The sequence below is a fragment of the Amycolatopsis sp. FBCC-B4732 genome (genome assembly GCF_023008405.1).
In the GTDB taxonomy this organism is placed as follows: Bacteria; Actinomycetota; Actinomycetes; order Mycobacteriales; family Pseudonocardiaceae; genus Amycolatopsis; species Amycolatopsis pretoriensis_A.
Map to the genome: position 1 here is coordinate 4,271,495 of NZ_CP095376.1, position 24,186 is coordinate 4,295,680.

The 24,186-nt window shown below is 72.1% G+C and carries 18 protein-coding genes; 10 read left to right on the plus strand and 8 right to left on the minus strand.

What is annotated here, in order from left to right:
• Positions 1–81: 81 nt before the first annotated feature.
• Both MUY14_RS18660 and MUY14_RS18665 read right to left on the minus strand, forming a co-directional pair.
• A complete protein-coding gene (locus MUY14_RS18660; protein WP_247024282.1) occupies positions 82–1,458 on the minus strand; it encodes an MFS transporter in 1,377 nt (458 codons plus the stop codon).
• Entirely contained in the window at positions 1,455–3,446 is a 1,992-nt protein-coding gene (locus MUY14_RS18665) for an MMPL family transporter (RefSeq protein WP_247024283.1), read from the minus strand. The genes MUY14_RS18660 and MUY14_RS18665 overlap by 4 nt, the downstream gene beginning before the upstream one ends.
• Before the next feature lie 250 nt (positions 3,447–3,696).
• Between MUY14_RS18665 and MUY14_RS18670 the strand changes: the two genes are divergently transcribed.
• The 3 genes from MUY14_RS18670 (at position 3,697) to MUY14_RS18680 (ending at position 7,639) form a co-directional block, all read left to right on the plus strand.
• Positions 3,697–4,929, plus strand: coding sequence for a helix-turn-helix domain-containing protein (locus tag MUY14_RS18670; RefSeq protein ID WP_247024284.1), 1,233 nt, complete (start codon positions 3,697–3,699; stop codon positions 4,927–4,929).
• 52 nt (positions 4,930–4,981) lie between these two features.
• Positions 4,982–6,034, plus strand: coding sequence for an aldose epimerase family protein (locus tag MUY14_RS18675; protein WP_247024285.1), 1,053 nt, complete (start codon positions 4,982–4,984; stop codon positions 6,032–6,034).
• A gap of 900 nt (positions 6,035–6,934) precedes the next feature.
• Complete coding sequence (locus MUY14_RS18680) at positions 6,935–7,639, plus strand: transporter substrate-binding domain-containing protein (RefSeq protein ID WP_247024286.1); 705 nt, start codon at positions 6,935–6,937, stop codon at positions 7,637–7,639.
• Between the two features lie 3 nt (positions 7,640–7,642).
• Here MUY14_RS18680 and MUY14_RS18685 read toward each other — a convergent pair whose 3' ends face one another.
• A complete protein-coding gene (locus MUY14_RS18685) occupies positions 7,643–8,596 on the minus strand; it encodes a TIGR03557 family F420-dependent LLM class oxidoreductase (protein WP_247024287.1) in 954 nt (317 codons plus the stop codon).
• Between the two features lie 281 nt (positions 8,597–8,877).
• On the opposite strand from MUY14_RS18685, the gene MUY14_RS46935 reads away from it, so the two are divergent.
• The 4 genes from MUY14_RS46935 (at position 8,878) to MUY14_RS18700 (ending at position 13,038) form a co-directional block, all read left to right on the plus strand.
• A complete protein-coding gene (locus tag MUY14_RS46935) occupies positions 8,878–9,009 on the plus strand; it encodes a hypothetical protein (RefSeq protein WP_281506315.1) in 132 nt (43 codons plus the stop codon).
• Between the two features lie 124 nt (positions 9,010–9,133).
• The gene (locus MUY14_RS18690; RefSeq protein WP_247024288.1) at positions 9,134–10,726 is read left to right on the plus strand and encodes an AMP-binding protein; all 1,593 of its coding nucleotides are present in this window, start codon (positions 9,134–9,136) and stop codon (positions 10,724–10,726) included.
• Positions 10,727–11,151: 425 nt separating this feature from the next.
• Positions 11,152–12,246 (plus strand): DnaJ domain-containing protein, encoded by a 1,095-nt coding sequence (locus MUY14_RS18695; protein ID WP_247024289.1) that lies wholly within the window; start codon positions 11,152–11,154, stop codon positions 12,244–12,246.
• A gap of 186 nt (positions 12,247–12,432) precedes the next feature.
• On the plus strand, positions 12,433–13,038 hold the full coding sequence (locus MUY14_RS18700; RefSeq protein WP_247024290.1) for a LysE family translocator: 606 nt from the start codon (positions 12,433–12,435) through the stop codon (positions 13,036–13,038).
• 46 nt (positions 13,039–13,084) lie between these two features.
• On the opposite strand, the gene MUY14_RS18705 is transcribed toward MUY14_RS18700, so the two are convergent.
• On the minus strand, positions 13,085–15,556 hold the full coding sequence (locus MUY14_RS18705; RefSeq protein WP_247024291.1) for a M14 family zinc carboxypeptidase: 2,472 nt from the start codon (positions 15,554–15,556) through the stop codon (positions 13,085–13,087).
• Between the two features lie 198 nt (positions 15,557–15,754).
• Here MUY14_RS18705 and MUY14_RS18710 point away from each other — a divergent pair, with 198 nt between their 5' ends.
• The gene (locus tag MUY14_RS18710; RefSeq protein WP_247024292.1) at positions 15,755–16,408 is read left to right on the plus strand and encodes a DUF998 domain-containing protein; all 654 of its coding nucleotides are present in this window, start codon (positions 15,755–15,757) and stop codon (positions 16,406–16,408) included.
• 6 nt (positions 16,409–16,414) lie between these two features.
• On the opposite strand, the gene MUY14_RS18715 is transcribed toward MUY14_RS18710, so the two are convergent.
• Positions 16,415–16,966: an ester cyclase gene (locus tag MUY14_RS18715; RefSeq protein ID WP_247024293.1), complete on the minus strand. Its 552-nt coding sequence runs from the start codon at positions 16,964–16,966 to the stop codon at positions 16,415–16,417.
• Positions 16,967–17,041: 75 nt separating this feature from the next.
• Here MUY14_RS18715 and MUY14_RS18720 point away from each other — a divergent pair, with 75 nt between their 5' ends.
• Together MUY14_RS18720 and MUY14_RS18725 are read left to right on the plus strand one after the other, a co-directional pair.
• On the plus strand, positions 17,042–18,346 hold the full coding sequence (locus tag MUY14_RS18720; RefSeq protein ID WP_247024294.1) for a cytochrome P450: 1,305 nt from the start codon (positions 17,042–17,044) through the stop codon (positions 18,344–18,346).
• Positions 18,343–18,993: a TetR/AcrR family transcriptional regulator C-terminal domain-containing protein gene (locus MUY14_RS18725; protein WP_247024295.1), complete on the plus strand. Its 651-nt coding sequence runs from the start codon at positions 18,343–18,345 to the stop codon at positions 18,991–18,993. Before MUY14_RS18720 ends, MUY14_RS18725 begins: the two co-directional genes overlap by 4 nt.
• Here MUY14_RS18725 and MUY14_RS18730 read toward each other — a convergent pair.
• The 3 genes from MUY14_RS18730 to MUY14_RS18740 all read right to left on the minus strand — a co-directional run bounded on the left by MUY14_RS18730 (position 18,990) and on the right by MUY14_RS18740 (position 24,182).
• A complete protein-coding gene (locus tag MUY14_RS18730) occupies positions 18,990–19,643 on the minus strand; it encodes a GTP pyrophosphokinase family protein (RefSeq protein ID WP_247024296.1) in 654 nt (217 codons plus the stop codon). The two genes, MUY14_RS18725 and MUY14_RS18730, sit on opposite strands and share 4 nt — an antisense overlap.
• 166 nt (positions 19,644–19,809) lie before the next feature.
• Entirely contained in the window at positions 19,810–21,204 is a 1,395-nt protein-coding gene (locus tag MUY14_RS18735) for a hypothetical protein (RefSeq protein WP_247024297.1), read from the minus strand.
• 110 nt (positions 21,205–21,314) lie between these two features.
• The gene (locus MUY14_RS18740; RefSeq protein WP_247024298.1) at positions 21,315–24,182 is read right to left on the minus strand and encodes an NACHT domain-containing NTPase; all 2,868 of its coding nucleotides are present in this window, start codon (positions 24,180–24,182) and stop codon (positions 21,315–21,317) included.
• Between the last annotated feature and the right edge of the window lie 4 nt (positions 24,183–24,186).

Sequence of the window (24,186 nt, forward strand, 5' to 3'; positions counted from 1 at the left end):
GAGAGCGTTTACCGGCGCAGTGAATAGCTGCGCCGGTGCGGTTGTCAATCGGCGGATCCCGGATGCTCACCGGGAAACGGGTCAGGGCACCGCGCGTTTGTCACGCGGCGACGAAGTATCGGCGGAACGGGTCTTCGACACGCGCACGGCCAGCAGCGCACCGGCGAACGTCAACCCGGCCGCGGTGAGCAGCCCGGCGGTGTAGCCTCCGGCCAGCGCGGCCGGGGGTGCGGTACCCGCTTCGAGCCGCGCCGCGCGCACCGCCGTCAGCACCGCGCCGATCAGCGCGACACCGAGCGCGCTCGACAGCTCGCGCGCCGCGGTGAGCAAGCCCGACGCCGTGCCGGAATGCCGCTCCGCCACGACGTCCAGCGCGTGCGACGTCATCGGGACGGTGAACGCCGAGCCCGCCCCGATCAGGACCAGGCCGGGCACGCGGGGCCAGATCTGCGGGATCGCGTTCACCGCGGCGAGCGCGAGCAGCCCGGCCCCGACCACGGCGAGCCCCGCCGCCACCGTCCGAAGTGGACCGTGGCGGGCGACGGCCCCCGGCACGAGCGGCGTCGCGGCGACGACCGCCACCGCGACCAGCACCAGGGGCAGCCCGGCGCCGACCGGGCCGAGGCCGAGGAACTCCTGGTGCAGCAACGGCGTGAAGAAGAAGATCCCGGAAATCCCGAGTCCCCACAACAGCTGCAGACCGAGCGAGCCGGCGAACACGCGGTTCCCGGTCAGCTCCGCGGGAACCAGCCGGTCCCGCGCCCGCCGCTCCCGGACGGCGAACCCCACGCCGAGCGCGGCACCCGCAATGAACAGCGGGAGCGCGAACCGGGGTTCGGCGAGTGCGGCGGTGAGCAGCACCAGGCTCGCCGTCACCAGGACCATCGCCGCGAGCGGCGGTGCGCGGGTGTCCCCACCGGCCCGGCCGGGGACCGTCGGCAGCAGCACCAGCATCGCCACCACGAACGGGAGGTTCACGAAGAAGATCCAGGCCCAGCCGAGGTATTCGCTCAGCACCCCGCCGAGCGCGGGGCCGAGCGCCAGTGCCGCGGCGAGGCACGCGGTCCAGACCGCCGCACCGAGCGTGCGACCGCGCGCGTCGAGGTTCGTGCGCAGGAGGCTGAGCAGGCCCGGCACCAGGAACGCGGCCGCCACCCCCTGCAGCACCCTTGCGGCGACCAGCAGCCACAGCGACCCGGCCAGCCCGCCTGCCGCCGCGCCGAGCCCGAACGCGAGCAGCGCGGCGGTCAGCGTCCGGCGAGGACCCCAGCGGTCGGCCAGCGCGCCCCCGGCCGGTAGCAAGCCGGCGAACGGGAGCATGTAGCCGAGCGCGATCCACTGCAGCGCATCGAGGTCGAGAGCGAGGTCGCGGCCGATCGACGGCGCACCGGCGGCAACGATGGTGTTGTCGAGCGTTGTGACGAACGCACCGAGCGCGAGGAGTACGAGGGTCTTCATCGCGTGCTCCCCACCGGCTCGCGGGTGAGGACGGGCCGCCGTCGCGGGAACCACCAGTTAGCGGCGCCGAAACGGGCCATCACCGCGGGCACGAGCACGCAGCGGACGACGACCGCGTCCAGCAGCACGGCGACGGTCAGCCCGACCCCCGCTTCCCGCACGACGCGGGCGTCGACGAAGGCGAACGACACGAACACCAGCGCCATGATCAGCGCGGCCGCGGTGATGGTCCGGCCGGTCGCCGCGACGCCGTCGACGACCGCGGCCCGGGTGTCGCCGTGGCGGCGCCAGGCTTCCTGGATGCGGGCGATGAGGAAGACCTCGTAGTCCATCGAGAGCCCGAACAGCCCGGCGAACAGGAACACCGGCAGGTACGGCTCGATCGGGGCGCCGAAGGTGCAGACCACAGCTCCGGTCGTCGCGGCCGCGGTCAGCAGGTTCATCACCGCCGCCGTCAGCGGGATCAGCACGCTGCGGAACACCCAGGCGAGCAGCAGGACCGCGATGCCGACGACGCTGACCAGGAACACCGGCAGCCGCGCGGTGATCGCCGCCGAGAAGTCGGCCTGGGTCGCGACGATCCCGCCGACGTGCGCGTCCGGGCCGCCGATGGTCGCCGCCATGGTCCGCGTCCAGGCCAGCAGCCCGGCGGTGGCCGGGTCGCCGGGCGCGGTCCGCGGGACGACGGTGAGCAGCCGGCCTCCGCCGGGCAGCGCCATCGGCGGGCCCGCGTCGGCGCGGGCGAGCACCGCTTCCCGCAGCGTGCCCAGCGAGGCGTCGCCGGTGCCCACCACCAGCAGCGGGGCGCCGGCGCCGGGCCCGAACCCGTCGGTCAGCAGCTCGGCGCCGGTCCGGGTGATGCTGCCGGGCGGATCCTGCGCGGCGTCCGGCACGCCGAGCCGCAGCCCGGTCATCGGCAGCGCGAGCACGGCCACGACCAGCACCGCCGCCAGCGTGTACGGCCCGGGCCGCGCGGTCACCGAACGCGCCAGCCGGGCCCAGCGGCCGCCGTTCCCGCCGGGCTTGACGCGCATCCGGGCGACGGGCCGCAGCAACGCGGGCAGCAGGGTCAGCGCGGCGAGCGCGGTCAGCAGCACCGAAACCGCGGCGGCCACGGCGATCCCGTCGAGGAACGGCATGCCGACGGTCAGCAGGCCGCCCAGCGAAACGCACACGGTCACGCCGGCGAAGACCACGCTGCGCCCGGACGTCGCGGCGGCGGTGGCCAGCGCGACCGGCGGCGGGGCGCCTTCCCCGAGGCCCTGCCGGTAGCGGGTCAGCACGAACAGCGCGTAGTCGACACCGACGCCGAGCCCCAGCAGCGCGGCGATCTCGGTGCTGATCTTCGGGACGGTCATGACGTGCGAAAGCAGCGTGACCGTGGCCAGTGCGCAACCCACCGAAACCGCCGCCGTGAGCACCGGGAGCAGCACGCACGTCATCGAACCGAAGGTCACCAGGAGTACCAGTGCCGCGGCGAGCAGGCCGATCCCGGCGTTGCCGAGGTCCGGCGCGGCCGTCGTCATCGCGGCGAATTCGCCGGCGGCCCCGGCGGTCAGGCCGTGGGCGTCGCGCACGACCGCGGCCAGCGCGTCGGCCACCGGCTGCCCGAGGTCCGCGGCCGGCGCGTCGAACCGCACGCCGAGCATGGCGGTCCGCCGGTCGGCGGAGAGCCCGCCGGGGGTGACCGCGACGACGTGCGGCAGCGCGGCCAGCCGGGCGGCGAAGTCGTCGAGCCGGGCCCGGCCGGTGCCGGTGTCGAGCGAGCTGTCCGGCGTGCGGGCGACCACGCGTTCCTCGGCGCCCCCGGCACCGTTGCCGCGCAGCAGGTTCGCCGCCGCCGTGCTGTCCGCGGCCGGCAGGTCGATCGTGTCGCGGAAGGCCGCGCCGGTGTGCAGCGCGGCGGAACCGAGGCCGCCCAACGCCACCAGCCACAGCACGACGACCGCGGCGGCGCGCCGGGAGCACCACGATACGAGCGTCGTCATCCGGCCTCCTCGGTTGATCACGCTAACAACGAGGAAGGGCGCGAAGATACCGTCCCGCACCACAAATCGAGCCGCGGAAACCCTTGTGCGCGTGAGTGTTCCGCCGTTTGGCGGACAGGTGACAATAGTGGCCGCCGCCATTGGTCCCCACGTGACAGAACCCGGTCGCGCGGCAGGATCGGCGGTTGCCAACTCCGATCCCGTGTGAGTACATGACCTTCGCGCACCGGTGCCGGGAAGGGGTTGTGGCATGACGACGACCACCCAGGTGATCCCGAGACCCCGGGGCACCGGCCGCGCCCGCCAGCTGTGGTGCTCGCTGCCGGCGGAGGTCGCGCGGCGGTTCCGGCCGCACGCCGACCCGCTCGCCCGGCGGATCCTCGAGGAGGTCCAGCGGGCCGTGCCGGAGTACGCCAAGCCCCTCGAAGGCGAGTTCGGCAAGGTGATCGTGCTCGCGATCGAGCAGGCGGTGCTCAGCTGCATCGACAGCATCGAAGACCTGCCGTCCACACCGGACGATTGGGCGAACTTGTTCGTGGAGGTCGGCAAACGCGTCCACCACGACGGCGGCAGCGTCAACTCGCTGCAGGCGGCCTACCGGGCGGGCGGGCGCGCGGCGTGGCGGTACATCGCGGAACTCGGGCAGGCGCACCGGTTCCCGGCCGCGGTGCTGTGCATCGGCGCGGAGGCGATTTTCGCTTACGTGGACGAGATTTCGGCGTATTCGGTCGAGGGGTACACGCTGGCGCAGGCGATGGCGACGGGCACGCTCGAACGCCGTCGCCGCCGGCTGCTCGAACTGCTGCTCGCCACCCCGCCGTCGTCCCCGGCGACGCTGGCCACGATGGCCGAGGCCGCGCGGTGGCCGATGCCGGAGCAGGTCGCGGTCATCGCGCTGGAGCCGTGGACCGGACCGCACCCGCCGTCACTGCACTTCGCCGACGACGTACTCGTGGACCTCGACGGTCCCGAACCCTGCGTGCTGACCCCGCACCCGGACCGTGACCTGCTCGGCCTCGAAGGCCGGCTGCCGGGCCGGCGCGCGGCGGTCGGCCCCCGCGTCCGCCCGGCCGACGCGGCGACGTCGGCGAGCTGGGCCCGCCGCACGCTCGCCCTGGCCCGCCGCGGCCTGGCCGGCGACCGCCCGGTGACGCACACGGCCGACCACCTCGCGACGCACTGGCTGCTGGCCGACCGCTTCCTGCTGGACGAGCTGTCGGCGAAGGTCCTCGCCCCGTTCGCGGATCTGACGGCGAAGCAGCAGACCCGGCTGGCGGAGACGTTGCTGTGCTGGCTGGAGCACAACGGGAGCACGCCGGAGATCGCACAGACGCTGGGGATCCACCCCCAGACGGTCCGCTACCGGGTGGGCCAGCTGACCGAGCTGTTCGGCGACCGGCTGGCGGATCCCGCGCGGCGCCTGGAGATCCAGATGGCGTTGCGCGCCCATCAGCTGCTGGGAACACGCGCATCGGGCTCTTGACCGCGCCCCGCGCGCGATCCTAGAGTTCCGGCACGGTGTTAGCGTTAACAGCGTGCTGGAGGGCGTCCCGATGACCGCACCCGTTCCCGAGTTCTTCGGCCGCGCCGGCGGCGAGGACGTCCACCGCTACACGCTGACCCACCCCGGCGGCCTCACGGTGCGGATCCTCGACTACGGCGCGGTGATCCAGTCGATCGAGTCCCCGGACCGCGACGGCCGGCGCGAAGACGTCGTCCTCGGCTACCCGGACCTGGCCGGCTACGTCGCGAACAACCACCCGGACGCGGCCAGGGTCTTTCTGGGCGCGGCGATCGGCCGTTTCGCCAACCGCATCGCGGGCGGCACCTTCACCCTCGACGGCGTCCGCCACCGCGTCCCGCAGAACGACGGCAAGAACAGCCTGCACGGCGGCCCGGCAGGCTTCGACACGCGCGTATGGTCCGCGACGGTGCTGCCCGACGGGGTGCGCCTGACCCTGATCAGCCCGGACGGCGACCAGGGGTACCCCGGCTGCCTGACGACCGAGGTGACGTACCGCCTCGAGGCACCGGGGCGGCTGCACATCGGTTATCGCGCGACGACGGACGCACCGACGGTCGTCAACCTGACCAACCACACGTATTGGAACCTGGCCGGCGCGGGCGATATGCACGACCACCACGTGGAGATCGCCGCGAACCACTTCTGCCCGACGGATGCGGGCCTGATTCCCCTGGGCGCGCCGGTCCCGGTGGCGGGCACGCCGTTCGACTTCCGCCGCCCGTCCCGGATCGGCGCGCGCATCGGTTCCGGCGACCCCCAGCTGAGGCTTGCGGACGGCTACGACCACAACTGGGTGTTGGCGGAGGGGGCTCCGTTCGCCGCCCGCGCGTGGGACCCGGCGTCGGGGCGCCTGCTGACGGTGCGCACGACGGAGCCGGGCCTGCAGTTCTATTCGGGCAACCACCTGCCCGAGCGCGGCGCGGGGTTCGCGTTGGAGGCACAGCACTTCCCCGACTCACCGAACCACCCGGACTTCCCGACAACGGTGCTCCGCCCGGGCGAGACGTACCACCAGGAGACGGTGTACGAGCTCAGCACAGCAGACGGCCCGCCTGCGGAGTGATGGCGGCCCGCCGCCGCCGGCCACGGCGGTGGGGTCGGTGGCTATCGAGCGGCACGGGCCGCGCAGCCGCCGATGCGGCCCGCCGCGTTGGACCCTCGAGCGCGGTGGGCCTCCTGCCAGCCGGCACCCGCGGCCGCCTGGCCGCAGCGGGTTGGCCAGCGGCGGGATGAGGAAGCGCCCCTCATCTGCAACGACCGGGCCACAGCGGCGCGACCGGATGACCGCCGGTTGGGGTGCGAGCGCCCGGCACCCGCAAGGACCAGACCGCCGCCGTGCGACCGGATGGCCGCCGGTGGGGTGAGCAAGCGCCCGGGACCCGCAACAACCGAGCCGCAGCGGCGCGGCCGGATGGCCGTCGGCGGGATGAGCAAGTGCCCCGCACCCGCAGCCGCCTGGCCGCAGCAGGTGGCAGCCGGTGGCGTGAGCAAGTGCCCCAGCGCCCGCAACGACCGGGCCGCCGCGGTGTAACCGGGTGACCGCCGGTGGAGTGAGCAGGTACCCGGCACCCGCAATGTCCGGGCCGCCGCGGCGCGACCGGATGGCCGCCGACGGTATGAGCAAGCGCACCGCACCCGCAACAACCGAGCCACCGCAGCGCGACCGGATGGCCGCCAGCGGAGTGAGCAGGTACCCGGCACCCGCAATGTCCGGGCCGCCGCGGCGCGACCGGATGGCCGCCGACGGTATGAGCAAGCGCACCGCACCCGCAACAACCGAGCCACCGCAGCGCGACCGGATCGCCGCCAGCGGAGTGAGCAAGCGCCCCACACCCGCAACAACCAAGCCGCAGCGGCGCGGCCGGGTGGCGTGAGCAGCGGTCCAGCTGCGGCGGCGCCCCGGCGGTGGCGTGGGTGACACTTCGGTCACTTGCGCCGCGGTGCGCGGTTACCCTCGCCGGTCATGGGAGATCTTTCCGCCGACCTTGCGCCCACCGGTGTGCTGCGGGCCGCCATCAACCTCGGCAATCCCGTGCTCGCGCACGGGACCGCGGCCGCGCCCCGCGGGGTTACCGTTGATCTTGCGCGGGAGGTGGGCGCGCGGCTGGGGGTCGAGGTCGAACTCCGATGCTTTGATGCCGCCCGGAAGTCGTTCGAGGCGCTGACCTCGGGTGCCGCCGACCTGTGCTTCCTGGCGATCGAGCCGGCGCGGGCGGCCGAGGTCGCCTTCACCGCTCCCTACGTCGTCATCGAGGGGGTGTACGTCGTGCCCGACGGGTCGCCGGTCCGGTCGCCGGGCGACGTTGACCGGCCCGGGGTGCGGATCGGTGTCAAGCAGGGGTCGGCGTACGACCTCTACCTCACCCGGACGCTCTCGCACGCGACGATCGTCCGCGGCGAGGACGGGGTCGCCGTCTTCGAGGAGCAGGGCCTCGACGTAGCCGCCGGGATCCGGCAGCCGATGACCGCCTACGTCGCCGCGCATCCTGGGACGCGGGTCGTCGATGAGCGGTTCATGCAGATCCAGCAGACCGTCGGGACCACCCCGGATCGCCGGCCCGAGACCATCGCCTTCCTGCGTGACCTGGTCGAAGAGCTCAAGGGGAACGGGTTCGTCGCCGACGCCCTGCGCCGCGCGAACCAGGCCGACGCGACCGTCGCGGACTGACTCTCAGGACAGCCGGGGCAGCACCTGGGTGCGCCAGGCTTCGAAGAACTTCTCCTGGTCGGGCCCGATCTGCTGGACGTACACCTCGTCGAACCCGGCGTCGGCGAACTCGCGGACGGCCTCGACGTGCCGGTCGGCGTCCGGGCCGCACGGGAACTGCTCGCGGACCATGTCCTCCGTGACCAGGCTGGCCGCGGCTTCGTAGTCGGCCGGGGTCGGAAGCACCGACGGCAGCCGGCCGGGGAGCAGCTCGTTGCGCCACAGCCGGTGCGCGGTGCGCACGCCGTCGTCTTCGGAGTCGGCCCAGCACACCTTGAGGCCGCCCTGCACCGGCCGGTCGCCGCCGCCCGCCTCGCGGTACTGGCGGACCAGGTCCGCGTCCGGCATGACGGTGCAGAAGCCGTCGCCGGCGCGCGCGGCCAGCTCGACGGCCGCGGGGCCGAACGCCGAGACGTAGATCGGGACGGGCTCGTCGGGCACGGTGTAGAGCCGCGCGTGGTCGACCGTGTAGTGCCGGCCGCGGTGGTTGACCTCCTTGCCGGTGTGCAGCTCGCGGATGACGTCGATCGCCTCTTCGAGCATCTCCAGCCGCACCGGCGGCGAGGGCCACCGCTCCCCCGTGACGTGCTCGTTGAGCGTCTCCCCGGTCCCCACCCCGAGCACGAACCGGCCCTCGAACTGGACCGCCGCGGTGGCGGCCGCCTGCGCGACGACCACGGGGTGCGTGCGGATGATCGGGCAGGTCACCGCCGTCGAGATCGGCAGCGACGTCACCTCGCTGAGCGCGCCGAGCACCGACCAGACGAACGGGCTGCTGCCCTGCTCGTCCAGCCAGGGGTGGAAGTGGTCGGAGATCCACAACCGCTCGAAGCCGGCGGCCTCGGCGAGCCGGGCCTGGCGGACGAGCTCACGCGGCGAGAACTCTTCGGAGGACAGGAAATAGCCGACACTCACCATTCCCGGGGGCTACCACCGGCGCGCCCGCCGAAACCCCCGCACCGGGTTGTCCGGACGTTGATGTCCGGTCTCCGCGCCCCGGCGCCGGACAACGGCCGTGCGTTAGACCTGAAGATCATCTGATCTGGAGGGGACGACCACCATGACTCGCCTGCCGGCCCTCGCGCTGACCTTGCTCGTCTGCGCCGCCACCGTCCACGGCCCGGGCGGCGCCGCCTTTCGCTGCCGCGTCCGAGCACGCTGACCGGGGCGTCGGCGCGCACTCGATCGCGGTGCACCGGGTGCTCACCCGGCTCTCGGTGGAGCCCGCCGGCCCGGGGAAGCCGGTGCGGATCCACGTCGTACTGGCGGAGGTGACCGTGACGACGGCTTTCGTGACGCCGGGACAGTCGGCCGAGGTCCGGCGCCCCTGACCTCGGGAGGCCCACCGGCATCGATCATCCGTTGTCGCCGTCATCGATGCGCTATTGCGTCTTCTCGACGGTCGCAACGAGTGCTACGTTCCTCGTGGTGCAGGTCGAGACCCGAGGGGCTGCGATGAGGCTTACTCCCAGCGCTCACACCGACTCGTTCTGCCGCGACCGGCTGCCACCCGGCGAGCAGTGGCCGCGGCTGGTGTTCGACCTGCCGGAGCTGAGCTACCCGGACCGCCTCAACGCCGCGACGGCGCTGCTCGACGCCACGGCCGCCCGCCTCGGCCCGGACCGCCCGTGCCTGCGTTCACCGCACGAGACGTGGAGCTACGGCGACGTGCTGGCGCGCGCCAACCGGATCGCGCACGTGCTCACCGCCGAGCTCGGTGTCGTGCCCGGCAACCGCGTGCTGCTGCGCGGCACCAACACGCCGTGGCTCGCCGCGTGCTGGCTCGGCGTCCTCAAGGCGGGGGCCGTCGCCGTCACGACCATGCCGATGCTGCGCCGCCACGAGCTCGACAAGATCGCCGACCGCGCCCGCCCGAGCGTCGCCCTCTGCGACGAGCGCCTGCTCGACGAGCTGCCGCCCGGCCTGCCCGCGGTGCCCTTCGGCACCGAGACGGCCGAGCTGGCCGGCCGCTGCGCCCGCCACCCGGCGACCTTCGCCGACGTGCCCACAGCCGCCGACGACGTCGCGCTGCTCGCCTTCACCTCCGGCACCACCGGGACACCGAAGGCGACCATGCACTTCCACCGCGACCTGCTCGCGATCGCCGACACGTTCTCCCGGCACGTCGTGCGCCCCACCGCGGACGACGTGTTCTGCGGAACGCCGCCGCTGGCGTTCACCTTCGGCCTGGGTGGCCTGCTGGTGTTCCCGCTGCGCGCCGGCGCGTCCACGCTCCTGGTGGAACGCGCGACGCCCAAGGAACTGGCCTCGGTCGTCGCCGAGCACGGCGTGACCGTGCTCTTCACCGCGCCGACCGCCTACCGCGCGATCCTCGGCGCCGGCGACGGGCCGCTCCTGGCCGGCGTGCGCCGCGCCGTCTCCGCCGGGGAAGCGCTGCCCGGCGCCGTGGCCGAACGGTACCGCGAGGTCACCGGCCGCCCGCTGATCGACGGCATCGGCAGCACGGAGCTGCTGCACGTGTTCATCTCCGCGGCCGACGACGACGTCCGCCCCGGCCGGACCGGCAAGGTCGTGCCCGGGTTCCGCGCCGCCGTCCTCGACCTCGACGGCGCGCCCGTGCCCGACGGGACCCCCGGCCGGCTCGCGGTCCAGGGCCCCACCGGCTGCCGCTACCTCGAAGACCCGCGGCAGGCCGACTACGTCCGCGACGGCTGGAACATCACCGGCGACACCTACGTCCGCGAGCCCGACGGCTACTTCCGGTTCGTGGCGCGCAGCGACGACATGATCGTCTCCTCCGGTTACAACATCGCGGCCCCGGAGGTCGAAGAAGTGCTGCTGACACACCCCGACGTCGAGGAGTGCGCGGTCGTCGGCACGCCCGACCCGGACCGGGGCTCGGTCGTGACCGCCTTCGTCGTGCTGCGACCCGGCGCCGCTCCCGGCCCGGACCTCGTGCACGCCCTGCAGGAGCACGCCAAAGCCGTTGCGGCGCCGTACAAGTACCCGCGCCGGGTGCGCTTCATCGACGCGCTGCCGCGCAACGCCAGCGGGAAGCTCCAGCGGTTCCTGCTGCGCGAGCGCTGACGGGGGTGACGGACCCGCTGCCGAGGTGGGGTGGCGGTGGGCCCGTCACGTCTGAGGGAGGTCGAGGACATGACCCCAGCTTAGCCGAATATTCGAACACGTGTTCGCGTCTGTTCAGGTGAATTCCGACCACGAAAAGTCACCATAACCCCGGCTTTCCGGCCCGTTACAACACTTCCGGGCGACATTAAGTCCTCAATGGACAGTCACAGAGCACCACAAACGCGCTCCGGGGACCGGACGGCGGCCCGTCACGCGCCCGGCCACCCGCCGCGAACGGGGTCCCGCGAAGCGCGGTAAAACTCCGGACACGGCCCTGACCTGGTCCGCAGGACCATCACCCTGGCGCGCCGCGGAGGCGGTCGCCGGGGCCGGAACCCGACCCCATAAGGTTTTCGCGCAGCCATCCGGAGGTGAACGCCAGCGTGCCCGAGGTCGACTACTACGAGGTGCTCGGCGTCCGCCGGGACGCCACGGCGTCCGACGTCAAAACGGCCTACCGCAGGCTGGCCAAGAGCATGCACCCGGACGGCGGCGGCACCGTCGGCACGTTCCGGCTGCTGCGCGAGGCCTACGACGTCCTGAGCGACCCCGTCAGCCGCGCCCGCTACGACTCCGGCGGCGCCACCGTGGTGCCCGTGCCGGTCCGCCCGCGGCCACGGCGGCGCTTCGGCGACGAGCCCGGGTTCGTCCCCGACCTGCCCGACCTGGACGCCGAAGACCTGAGCTGGTGGCACTTCGCCGGCGAGGACACCCGGATGCGGCACGGCCGCCGCCGCGGGCCGGGGCACACGCCGGTCGTCGCCGCGGTGGCCGGCATGGTGCTCGTGCTGCTGCCGCTGGTCACCGGGGTCGGGTTCTCGCCGCCGGTGCTCGTCGTGTGGCTGCTGCTGACCGCGGGCACGGCAGTGCTCGTCCAGCGGCTGGCGCGCGGCTACCTGCGCGCCGCACGCGCCCGCGACGCCTACGCCGAGGAGTTCGGCGGCCGCACCACCTTCGGCGCGCCGGGCACCGAACGCGACGAGCTGGCCGAGCGCCTGACGGCCGAGCTGCTCGAGGCCTACCTGACCCGCCTCCCCGGCGCCCGCATCTTCCACGGCCTCGCCTGGCCCGGCTCGGTGTTCGCCGACGTCGACCACGCGGTGCTGTGCGGCAAGCGCCTGGTGCTCATCGAGTCCAAGCTCTGGCTGCCGGGCCACTACGAGACCGCCGAAGACGGACGCCTGTTGCGCAACGGGAGGCCGTTCCGCGGCGGCGGGAGCCGGCTCGCCGAGAGCCTCGCGGCCTACCGCGACCTGCTGCCGGGCGTGGCCCTGCGCGGCGCGATGATCGTGTACCCGAGCCGCAGCGGCGACCTGACCACGGCCGACCCCGGCGACCTGACGGCGGCGCCGATGACGCCGGAGGAGTTCCTGCACGAGATCGGCGAGTGGCTGGCGGCCGATCCGTCCACTGTGGACCACCAAGCGCTGCGGACGGTCCGCGACCAGGTCGTCGGCGGAGGCGGCCGCGCGGCGTGACCCGCCCCGCCTCGCTCCCGGCGCGCGGCGGCGAGCCAGGGCTGCGCCGGACGGGCGTGGCTGGTCCGGCGGTCACAACGTCATGAACGAGTCGTTCACCTCGCCGGACGCGGTGAAAGGGTCGTTCATGACGTCCGGACCCGCCGGCCCGCCACGCGGGGTCGCCGGACCAGCGGCGCCGGCCCGATGAGCCCCGTCGCCACGCTGGGCACCGTCCTGCTCGCCTACCTCCCGGCCGCGGTCTCCCCCGGCCCGAACTTCATCCTCATCGCCCACACCGCGGCCGCCGGCACCCGCCGGGCCGCGCTGGCCGTCGCGCTCGGGGTCGTCGCCGCCGGGGGTCTCCTGGCCGCCGTCGCCGTCTTCGGGCTCGGCGCCGTCCTGGCGCACCGCCCCTGGCTCGCCACGGCCCTCCGCATCGTCTGCGGCGCCTACCTGGCCTGGCTCGGCCTCCGCCTGTGGCTGACCGCCAGGGCCCCGGAATCCGCCCCGCCGGAAGCCCGCGGCAACGCGTTCCGCCGGGGCGTCGTCAGCAACCTCACCAACCCGAAGGCCGCGGCCTTCTTCGGCAGCGTCCTGACCGCGACCCTGCCGCCCACCGAGCCCACCGCCGTCAAGGCCGCCGCCGTCGCGCTGATCGTCGCCGCGTCGGCGGCCTGGCACCTGAGCGGGGCCCTGCTGTTCTCCTCCCCCGCCACCCAGCGCTGGTACGCCCACGCGAAACCGGCCCTCAACCGGGTCGTGGGCACGATCCTCGTCGTACTCGGGGTCGTCCTGGCCACAACGCCGTGAAGGCCCCCTCGCGGCGGGCGAGGAGGCCTTCACGAACCCACGAGAACTACCGGACGCCGCCCGAAGCGCGCTGCTTCTGCGCGTGCGCGGAGCGGGTGCAGACCTCGCCGACGTCGACCGTCTGGCCGCGGTCGACGAAGACGTCCGCCACGCCGACGAGCTTGCCCTTCGGCGACGAGCACGTCAGCTGGTAGGCCTCCTTCGTCCCGTACGTCGGCGGGATCGGCGACGAGAACGACACGTCCCCGGCCCAGTCGTCGACGGCGTTCGGGTCGGCCTGGTCGTAGTTGACCACCACGGCCTTGTAGTCGCCGGCCGGCGGGTCGAACAGCACGGCGTGCTCGGACGTCGTACCGCCGTTGGCCGACGAGCTGACCAGGTTGCCCGCCGAGTCGTAGACGTAGAGGTCCCAGTCGGTCGCGGTGTTCGCCCAGTTGATGTTGACGCTGAACTTCCCGTTGTCGACCTTGGGCAGGCCGTCGACGTGGAAGGTGAACGAGTCACCCGCTGCGTCGGCCGGGTAGTTCTGGTTGATCGGCGGCACGCCGGCCGGGTTGGCGACCGCGTAACCCTGCTGCGCCGGGCCCTGCGGGTCGCGCCCGTACCGGCCGGCCACGTACGGCCGCGTCGACGGGTTGACCGACCAGGCGAAGCGCCCGCCGGAGGTGGTGAACTTCGAGTTCAGGTCGTCGGTGTAGTAGATCGGCGGCTTGGTGGAGCCGTCGGGCTGGATCACCGGCGACGTCGGCGTCTGGAACGTCTTGTGCAGCTTGAGCTGGTAGCCCTTCGGCGCCGAACCGATCAGCGTCGAGTGCTGCTGCGGGTCGGCCGCGTTGCCCAGCATGTCCAGGAAAGCCTGCCGGTTGCCGCCCTTGCCGGCCCCGGCCGCGGGGGCCAGGCCTTCGTACTCCGCCACGACGCTGTCGGCGTAGGGGCCGTGGAAGCCGTTGCCGCCGACCTCGATGGTGAAGCCCCAGCCACCGGTGGCCCAGTACGACCAGTCCTCGGTGGTGCCGGTGGTGTCGTAGAGCGCCCAGCTCGGCTCGCTGGTGTAGCCGTTGCGCGAGGCCAGCTTGTCACCGAGGGCCTTGTACTGCGGTTCCTCCAGCGGCGCGCGGACGTCCGCCACGCCCGGCGGGCGCAGCACCAGTGCGGCGACGGTGTGCATCGTGATCAGGTTCGTGACCTGGCGCGACGACACGATCGAGCGGACGTTGCGCACCTCGGGCTCGCTGAACGGCGCGGACCCGCGGAAGGTGTCGCCGCTCCAGGACAGCTCGGCGCCGTTGCCGCCCCAGAAGCCGCCGTAGTTGCGGTTCGGGTCGGTGCCGCGGACGCGCCCGCCCGGGTTCGCCTTGCACACGCCGGTCGCGAACTGCGGCGGCGAGTCGTTGACGTTGCAGTTCTTGCGCTTCATCTCGTAGTCGAACCGGGTGAAGTCACCCTTCGGCTCGGCCTCGCGGGAGATCTCGAAGCCGTCCGGGTTGACGATCGGCACGATGATGTTGCGCGTCTTGCTCACCATGCTGCGGATGGCGGCGTCGTGCGAGTAGCCGTTGATCAGCTCGTACGCCCACTCGATGACGTGCTCGGCGGCCGGCCACTCCCGGGCGTGGTGCACACCCATGGTGAAGTTGACCGGCTTGCCGTCGGTCACGTTCTTGACGTCGGTGGCGATTTCGACGCCGACGACGTCGCGGCCTTCCCAGGTCGATTCCGGCATGGTGAACGCCGAGACCAGGTTCGGGTTCTTGCGGGCGAGCTCCTTGAGCTCGTAGTTGTACTCGTAGAGGTGCCGGTAGCTGGTGCGCCCGGACGGCAGCGCGGAGGCCGCGGTCTTCGCGGCGTACTCGCGGTCGGTCTTGGCGTCCTGGACCGACTTGGCCGACAGGTCCGCCTCGACGACCTTCGACTTGAAGCCGCTGCCGGAGAGCGTCTTGCGGTCGGCGTCGTTCGCCAGCACCACCTCGACGCCGGTCGCGTCGCCCTTCTCGGTGACGTCGAGGCCGAGGCCGTTGAGCTTGTTCTTGTCGGCGCGCGTCGGCGTCTCGACGCGGACGAGCTCCGCGCGCTGCGCCGCGGCCGCGGTGCCGGTCGGCGTGCCCTGCGGGGTCAGCGCGAGGAAGTCGACGCCGAGCTGGGCCTGCCCGGCCGAGCCGCCGTAACGGCAGCCCTGGACGACGAGCTGCTGGCCCTTCTTCACGAAGCTCTCGGCGAGTTCGTGGGTGCGCAACGCGGTCGACGCGGCGACGACGACGCCGGTCGCCTTGTCGAAAACGGCGACGTCCCAGTCGCCTTCGGTGCCCGGCGTCGCCTTGAGGCGGGCCTGGACGAGACCGTCCACGGTGGACGTCAGCTCGCGGCGATCGGTGCCCGAGGTGCCCTTGGGCAGCACTTTCGCGAAGCACGAGCGGGGTACGGACTTGTCGGCGCGCAGGATGTTCTGCGCCGCACCGGCGGTACCGGCCGGTAGCGCGACGAACGTTCCGGCCAGCGCGACGGCCGAAGCCAGCAACACTAGCCGTCTTGGTGAATTCCCCACAGGAAAAGACCTCCTTGCCGAGGCCGGCAGCACGGACGTACCGGTAGCGAGTGACCATAATGGAGGAAATCCGGCTGCGGTAACCGCCGTAAGTCGTACAGCCTCAAGCCCGTACGGCTGCCCGAATGGACCTTTTCACCGGGAGTTCAACCGGTGGTCGGCTACTGTCGGTCCATGGTCACGGTCCCTGCGCGACGGGTTTCGGTCGCGGTCTCGCTCAGTGGTCTGGCCGCCTTGGCGATCGGCGCCGGCCTGGTGCTGCTGCTGCAGGTCATCCCGCCGACCGACGCGATCAGCCCGACCCGCCGCACGATCAGCGAGTACGGCCTGTCCGACCACAAGTGGGTGTTCGACCTCGCGGTCGTCCTGGTGGCCCTGGGCTCGGCCGCGGGCCTGGCGGTGCTGGCCGGGCAACGGCGGCTGCCGGTCCCCGCGGCCATCCTGGGTACATTGTGGACGGTCGGGCTGCTGGTCATCGTGGCTTTCCCGAAGCCGGACTGGGCCACGGTCTCCCGCGCGGACTTCGGCGGGACGCTGCACCGGATCGCGAGCGTGGTGGCGTTCGTGGCGTTGCCGCTGGCGGTGCTGGTGGCGGCGGCGACGGCGTTCCCGGCGTCACCGGGACGGCGCCGGCTCGCACGCGTGCTGGCGATCCTGTCGCTGGGCTGGTTCGCGGTGATCCTGGGCGCGGTGGTGGTGGCCGCGGCCGAGGACGGCCGCTGGTGGACCCTGATCCCGCTCGGCCTGGTGGAACGCGGGATGGCGCTGACGGAGCTGATCGCACTGGGCGTCCTGCTGGCGCCGGTCAGGGTGCGGCAACAGCAGTGACGACCGTCAGGCCAGCTCCGGCTCCACGGTGTTCACCAGCCGCGGATCGGGTTCGCCGCTCGACATCTTCAGGAACCCCCGCGCGACCCGGGCCAGCAGCAGCCAGTTCTTCGGCTTCTTCTTGTCCACCCCGCCGACGAGCTGCTTGAGCATCGAAAGCGTGTCGAAGTAGATCCGCTCGCACACGAGCCTCTCCTGCGCGTCGAACACGAAATAAGCCGTCATGCGCACGCGGAAGCGCGAACCCGTCGCCGGGACCGGGCCCAGCGGGCCCGAATGCGTGCCCAGCAGCCAGAACTCCACGATGACCGCGTCGGCGCTGTGCCGCAGCGCGATCAGCTCGTGGTGCTGGTCGGGGAACGCCGTGCGCGTGTCGTGGTAGTAGCCGCGGACCGCGCTGTCGCCGTCGTGGACCGTCATCGTCGCGATGACCTCGTAGTGCGGGTGGGGGAACGTCGACAGCGTCGCGTCCCAGTCCTGGGCGACCTCGTCGCGGAAGTGGTCGAGCACCAGCTTCTGCCGGGCCGCGAGGACTTCGGGAGCGGGGATCTGCGGCATGACGGCTCCTATATCTACGGCGTAGGTATCCGACGATAACCTACACTGTAGACACGCCGAAAGAAGGGGGAAGCCGTGCTCGAAGGAGCTCTGGCCCGCGCGAAACCCGTCGTCCGGTGGAGCCTCGGGCACGCGCTGCCCCGGACCGTGCTACGCCGCGAGGCCAAGCGCGGGGACCTGCAAGGACGGATGGTCGTGGACGCGGCCGCCGGGCGGGATCTGACCGGGCTGTTCGAGGAGATCCGCGCCGCCGGGCCGCTGGCGCGCACCCGGTTCGGCTGGATGACCACCACGCACGCCGCGGTCCGGGAAGTGCTCTCCAGCGAAGACTTCCGCGTCGGCGTCATCGGTGCCGACGGCTCGCCGCTCGGCCGGCTCGTCGAGTGGTCGGCCGGCGAGCACCTGCACCCGGTGCGGCCGCCGTCACTGCTCGCCGTCAACCCGCCCGAGCACACGCGCTACCGCAAGCTCGTGACCGGCGTGTTCACCGCGCGCGCCGTCGAGCAGCTGCGCGGCCGCGTGCAGGAGATCGCCGACGGCCTGCTCGACGGCCTCGACCCCGGCCGCCCGCTCGACCTCGTCGAGTCCTACTGCGGGCTGCTGCCGGTGACCGTCATCAGCGAGATCCTCGGCGTGCCGCCGTCCGACCTCGGCAAGGTGCTGGCCCTGGGCTCGGCGGCCGCGCCCAGCCTCGACCTCGGCCTGGGCTGGCGCACCTTCCGCCACGTCGAGACGGCGCTCGGCGAGTTCGACACCTGGCTCGGCGAGCACCTCGACCACCTGCGCCGGCACCCCGGCAACGACCTGTTCAGCAAGCTCGTCGCCGCGCGCGACGACGGCGTCGGCCTCACCGGGACGGAGCTGAAGTCGACCGCCGGCCTGGTGCTGGCGGCCGGGTTCGAGACGACGGTCAACCTGCTCGGCAGCGGCATCGCGCTGCTGGCCGGCGACCCCGGGCAGCTCGCCGTGCTGCGCGAGCGGCCCGAGCTGTGGGGCAACGCCGTCGAGGAGGTGCTCCGGTACGACCCGCCGGTGCTGCTGACCGGACGGCTCGCGACCCGCGCGACCGAGGTCGCCGGGGTGCCGCTGCCGCGCGGCGCCCTGGTCACCACCGTGCTGGCCGGCGCGAACCGCGACCCTGGGGTGTTCGCCGATCCGGCGGTCTTCGACGTCACCCGGGAGCGGGCGCGCGATCACCTGGCGTTCGGTTCCGGCCGGCACCACTGCCTGGGCGCGTCGCTGGCGCGGATGGAGGGCGAGATCGGGTTGCGCACGATCTTCGAGCGGTTCCCCGGCCTGCGCGTGCTGCCCGGCGGCCGTCGCCGGTCGACCCGGATCCTGCGCGGCTACGAAAACCTGCCCGCGGTGCTCGCGACGTGACGACCCGGCGTGGCCGTCCGCCCAAGGACCTCGGTGGCCTGTCCCGGGACCGGATCCTGCGGGAGGCACTCGCGTTGGTCGACGAAGAGGGCCTGGACGCCGTCAGCATGCGCAAGCTCGCGCGGCGGCTCGGCGTCGACCCGATGAGCTTGTACAACCACGTGGACGGCAAGGACGCGCTGCTCGACGGCGTCGCCGAGGTGCTGCTGGCGGCGATCCCGGCGCCCCCGCCCGGCGACCTTCGGGAGACGATGTCCGCGCTGGCGCACGGCTTCCGGGCCGCGATGCTCGATCACCCCCGCGCCGCGCCGCTCGTGCTCACCCGCCAGCTCGCGTCGATGACGGCGCTGACCCCGGTCGAGGCCGTGCTCGGGCCGCTGCTCGCGGCGGGTTTCCCGCCGGATCGCGCGGTGCACGGGCTGCGGGCGGTGCTGGCGTTCCTGATCGGCACGCTGATGCGGGAGGTCGAGGCCGCGCCGACGTTCAGCGGCACCGACCCCGACGGCGCCCGCCGTCGCTTGGCGGACCTCGAGGGCTCCGGCCTGCCCGCCGTCACCGCGGCGGCGCCGTACCTCGCCGTGTGCGACCACGAGGCGGAGTTCGAGTTCGGGCTTCGGATCCTGCTCGACGCGCTCAGCGAGCTCTAGCGGATCCGCTCGTGCAGCGCGGCCATCCGCGCGTCGAGGTCGGCCGCCGTCCGGGCCGCGGCCGACAGCTCGCCCGCGAAGTCCGGCGGGACGCTGTCGCGGTATTTGTACGACAGCTTGTGCTCGACGGCCGCCCAGAAGTCCATCGCGATGGTGCGCAGCTGGACCTCGACCTTGACCTTTTCGACGCGATCCGACAGGAACACCGGGATGCGGACGATGAGGTGCAGGCTGCGGTAGCCGTTGGCCTTGGGCTGGGCGATGTAGTCCTTGGTCCGCAGCAGCTCGACGTCGTCCTGCGCGGTGAGCATCCGGGCGACTTCGTAGACGTCGGACACGAACGGGCACACGACCCGGATCCCGGCGATGTCGTCGAGCGCGCCGGCGGCGGACACCCAGTCGGTGCCGAGGCCGCGGCGGTGCACTTTTTCCTTGATCGCCTCGGGCCGCTTCACCCGGCTGGTGATGTGCTCGATCGGGTCGTGCTGGTGGACGAAGTCGAACTCCTCGCTGAGGATCCGCAGCTTCGTCATCAGCTCTTCGATGGCGAACTTGTACATCAGGAGGAACCGCGGGAGCTGCCCGGCGACGGCGAGCTCGTCGGCCGCCTCACGCAGGGAAGCGTCCTCGGCCGCCGGGTCGGTGGTCACTGAAGCCTCGTGCTGTCGTCGGTCGCTTGCGAACGCCAGGGTACTGCGCTCTGAACCGACAACGGCCGGCGCCGGGCCGGAGTTCCCCCGAGTCACCGGATCGGGGGTCACCGGAAGGGCGGAGGGTGAGCACCGGCCCGCCGCCGGTGCTCACCCTCCGGGTCTTTTACTTGCCGGCGGTCGCCGTCGCTGTGGCGGTGGCCTTGGCCGCTTGTGCGGCGACGCACTTCTCGGCGGCCGCGGCGGTCTGGTCGGCGGCCTGGGCCTTGGCCTTCTGGTGGCCCTTGCCCTTCTGGTCGTCGGCCATGCCCTGCTGCTCGGCGGCCATGCCCTGCTGGTCGGCTGCCGCGCTCTGGTCGGCGGTGGCCTGGGTCACGCAGTCGAGGATCGCGGCGCAGTCCTGGTCGGAGACGGCGTTCTGGGCGGCGTCCTGCTGAGCGGCCATGCCGTTCTCTTCGGCCATGCCCTGCTGGTTCGCCATGCCGTTCTGGTCGGCTGCGCCCTGCTGGTTCGCCATACCGTTCTCGGCGGCCATGCCGTTCTCGTCGGCCGCGCCCTGCTGGTTCGCCATACCGTTCTCGGCGGCCATGCCGTTCTCGTTGGCTGCGCCGTTGCTGCCGGCCATGCCGTTTTGCTCGGCCGCGCCCTGCTGACCGGCCACGCCGTTCTTGTCGGCCGCGCCGTTCTGCCCGGCCATCCCCTGCTGACCGGCCATGCCGTTCTGCTCGGCCTCGCCGTTCTGCGCGGCCATGCCCTGCTGGTCGGCCACCCCGTCGGCACCTGCGACTTGGGCTACGCACTTCTCGACCACGGCGCAGGCCTGAGCGGCGGCCGCGTTCTGGTCGGCGGCGTTCTGCTGGTCGGCCGCCTTGCCCTTCTGCTTGGCCTTGCCGTTCTGGCCGGCCATGCCCTGCTGATCGGCCATGCCGTTCTCATCGGCGGCCTTGCCGTTCTGCCCGGCCATACCCTGCTGCTCGGCCATGCCGCCCTGCTCGGCGGCGCCGTTCTCACCGGCGGCCATGCCGTTCTCACCGGCGGCCATGCCGTTCTGGTCGGCGGCGCCGTTCTCGTCGGCCGCCATACCGCTCTTCCCGGCGGCACCGTTCCCGTCGGCGGCCATGCCGTTCTCCTTGGCCGCCGCCTTCTTCCCGGCCATGCCCTTCTGCTCGGCCGCCGCACCCTGCTCCGCCGCTCCGGCCACCGCCGCGCACTCGGCCGCGGCCGCGTTCGCCGCTACCCTGCCTTCACACCCGGCGGCCTTGCGACTCTGTTCGATCTGCTGGACCACCGCCTGGCGGTTGGCGATGCGGGCCGCCGATTGGGCGTCCGGGGCGGCTTGCTGGCCTGCGATGAACGTGAGGTTGTTCTGCAGCGCCGTGTCCAGACCACTGCAGTTCTCGGTCGCCGCGTTGCTCGCCGGGCTGCTCAGGGCGATCGCCGTCGCGGTCGCCCCCGCGACTCCCAGCAGCGCTACCAGCCCGATCGTCGCCGGTTTGCGGTGTCGTCCGGTCCTGCGCGTTTGGGGCATCAGCCCCTCCTCTCGGGTCGCCACCTCACCCACTCACACGGGACGATCGCCCGAGTGGTTCAAAGTGCGGGAAAACGACCCGAGAGTCCTTTGTGGATAGCATTATTCTGCACGGGCAGAGGACCACGATCCGGATACATCGTCTAAGCAAACGCTGCGGCCTCGACGTCCTGGTGGACGAGATCGTTGCGCAAGAGAATGTGCCGGTGCCAGCGGCCGGGTGCGGCGAGCAGCACGATCAGCCGCAGCAGCGCGAGGCGGTCGGGCACAGGCACGGCGACGTCGGTTTCGGAAGCTTCGACGAACGGGAACGCGCCACCCAGCAGGTAGGCCGCCTGCAAGTGAGTACTCATGCCACGCAGATCGACCAGCAAGCCAGCGGACGTCGCCACCACCGTCGGCAGCGGCATGGGGCGCGGCAGTGCACCGACGTCCGGGACCGGCTCACCTCGCCGTCGGCAGTAGACCGTGGTCACCCGGGCGCCGGCCGCGACGAACTGGATCGACGCTGGGAACCGACGGACAACCGGTCGTTGGAGACTCAACATGGCCCGCTGCGTCCCTGCCGCCGCCCTGCGAGCACCCCGGCTGCGCTTCGTCGGCGGGCGGAGATGGGCCAACGCGGTTGCGTAGATCGTACCGGCGCCGAGCAACCCCACGGTGAGAAGCAGAACCCCCGCTCCGTTGAAGAACAGCAGGACGAACCCGACGAGCGCCAGCAACACCATCAGCGCCATGGTCCTGGCTCTGCGCACTTGACCTGCCCAGAACCAGCGGGCGTCCGGACCGATCGTCGACAGGGGATTGGTCCCGGCCAGCACGCCTACCCGGCTGAGCGCGTGCCGCGTATTCGGGTCCGCTCCCTCGAACTGGTCAGTGGCGCTGGTGAGCACCGACCCGAGCAGCGTGTTCGCGGCGACACCGACGGTCTCCCACGGCACGATGCCGCGCCGGGCACCGCTGAGCCGCGCGGAGTCGATCCCATGCAAGGTCACCGCCACGAGCTCATCACGCAACGCAGCCTCGGCGAGCAGCAGCGCCCAACTGCTCAGATCCTCCGCAGCGTCCGTCACCCTGGCCACGGCATAGGTCAGGAGCTCCTTCTGGTCCATTGCGTCCAGGAGGCGCTCGATCTGGTCGAACCGGTCGCCGACGCGTTCGAAGAGCTCAGCCACCTTGAACGCGTCGGCCGGGCTGAAGCGCAGCCACAGCCCGAACAGCCGCTCGAAGCGTTCTGGATCGTCGTTCGTGAGCCGCTTGAGCAGAGCATCGGTGCGGTGCCAGCCGTCGAGCTGGGCCAGCTCGTCGAAACAAGCCACGAGCAAGCGGACCGCGCCGAACCACGCCGCGTCCCAATGCTCCGGCTCGGTGGCTGCCAGCACCGCTTGCAGTTCGTCCACACTCTGAGAGAACGACGCCGAGCCGTACGCCTGGCATTCGCGCGCCGCACGAATCACCAATACCGGTGGCGCACCCTGCGCGCTCAGCTCGGCCAGTGCCGGGAGCCGCTCGGAACGCTTCAGCAGTGTCGAAGTGAATACGACGACCTCGGCGAGCCGCCCGGTGTCCTGCTTCTCTCCCGGCCGGAGCATCGTGGCGACGAGCTCGGCGAAAGCTGGCTCACCGCTCTCACTTATCTCCTTGGCCGCGAGGTATTCGCAGAGGCTCAAGTGGATGAACCGCAGGGACTCACCGGTGCGTTCCTCAGTGAAGACGCCGGTGTCGAGGGAGAGCGCACGAAGATACTCCTCCGCTTCGTCGTCCGATCCGTGCCGGCCAAGCTCCCGAGTGGTCGCAACCGCGTCGCGCCAGGAAATCGCGTTGGGTGGGTCGTCTCTGCGGTAGAGGTGATCGAGGGCGATCCGGCCGAGCAGTTCCTCACGGCGGCGCAGTTCGGAACTGCCCTGTCCCAACCCTAACTGCTGGGCGCGGCGGTGCTGCAGCAACTCGCCGACGACGCTGCGGTAGAAATCCGAGCGGGTGTCCGGCAGCCGGACCGTCTGCAGGTTTTCGGAGTTCGCGTACCGCTGGTCCTGCGCGACGTACATGGAGAGAACCAACGGGTTACCGCACATCTCGGCGAGGGTGCCGTGTCCGAGCAACGTCGTGAAGATCCGCTGCGCTTCCTCATGCCGGTCGCGGGGGTAAGGCCATTTCCTGAGGAATTCGAAGATGTCGGCCGGGCTGAACGGCTGCAACTCGTAAACAGCGTTCATGCCGCTGAGGAACCCGCGCGGGAGCGCGCCGCGCAACTGGGTGCGCGCTGTCACGATCACCTTGGTGTGAGGTGTTTCCCCACGCAGCGAGGTGATCAAGCCGCGGATCGCCTCCACAGCGAAACCCAGACGGTTGCCCGGGACCTCGTCGAGACCATCGAGCAGCACGAACAGCCCGTTGCGCCGGGACCAAGCGTCGATCGCGAACCGAGGATCGTGCATGCCGCGCACGGCAGACGCCGTCCGGATGAGCTCGGAGCGGAGCCAGGCGCCCGGCTCCGCTCCGTCCGCGCCCGAAGCGTGCCAGTCCAGGGTCCGCAGTTCCAGGTGTACCGGCAGCCTGCTGGTTGCCGGCACGGAGTAGAGCTGGCGGCAGGATTGCCGGAAGAGCTTCTTCGTCAACGACGACTTGCCGGATCCAGGCTCGCCGAACAGCAACGCCGAGCCGGTCTTGCCGGCGAGCAGGTCTTCGTCCGACACCCGCAGGTCGGTCCTCCTGGACAGGGAAAGCCGCACGTAGGCGGTGTCGATTTCGATCCGGGCGTTGTCCACCGATGGCACGAACAGGTGCGTGTCGAAGCTCTCGAGCTTCAGTTCGGCGAACCGGCGGACGCCGAACTGCCGGGCCAGCGCCGTGCTGACCAACCGGCCGACGCTCAGCCGCAGGGTACCCGCGAGGTAGCCGCCGAACGGCTGGAACTCGCGGGCCACCGAGCGGCGGTACCTGCGGAAGAACGCGACCAGCGGCGCCACGCCGCTGAGCCCGGCTGCCGAAAGGATCAGCCAAACCGCCATCTCG

Excerpts from the sequence above, each read along its gene's own strand:
- MUY14_RS18685 (WP_247024287.1), bottom strand. The coding sequence starts at position 8,596 with ATGGTGAGTGTCGGCTATTTCCTGTCCTCCGAAGAGTTCTCGCCGCGT.
- MUY14_RS18740 (WP_247024298.1), bottom strand. The coding sequence starts at position 24,182 with ATGGCGGTTTGGCTGATCCTTTCGGCAGCCGGGCTCAGCGGCGTGGCG.
- MUY14_RS18680 (WP_247024286.1), top strand. The coding sequence starts at position 6,935 with ATGGGAGATCTTTCCGCCGACCTTGCGCCCACCGGTGTGCTGCGGGCC.
- MUY14_RS18670 (WP_247024284.1), top strand. The coding sequence starts at position 3,697 with ATGACGACGACCACCCAGGTGATCCCGAGACCCCGGGGCACCGGCCGC.
- MUY14_RS18665 (WP_247024283.1), bottom strand. The coding sequence starts at position 3,446 with ATGACGACGCTCGTATCGTGGTGCTCCCGGCGCGCCGCCGCGGTCGTC.
- MUY14_RS18660 (WP_247024282.1), bottom strand. The coding sequence starts at position 1,458 with ATGAAGACCCTCGTACTCCTCGCGCTCGGTGCGTTCGTCACAACGCTC.
- MUY14_RS18715 (WP_247024293.1), bottom strand. The coding sequence starts at position 16,966 with ATGCCGCAGATCCCCGCTCCCGAAGTCCTCGCGGCCCGGCAGAAGCTG.
- MUY14_RS18700 (WP_247024290.1), top strand. The coding sequence starts at position 12,433 with ATGAGCCCCGTCGCCACGCTGGGCACCGTCCTGCTCGCCTACCTCCCG.
- MUY14_RS18710 (WP_247024292.1), top strand. The coding sequence starts at position 15,755 with ATGGTCACGGTCCCTGCGCGACGGGTTTCGGTCGCGGTCTCGCTCAGT.
- MUY14_RS18690 (WP_247024288.1), top strand. The coding sequence starts at position 9,134 with ATGAGGCTTACTCCCAGCGCTCACACCGACTCGTTCTGCCGCGACCGG.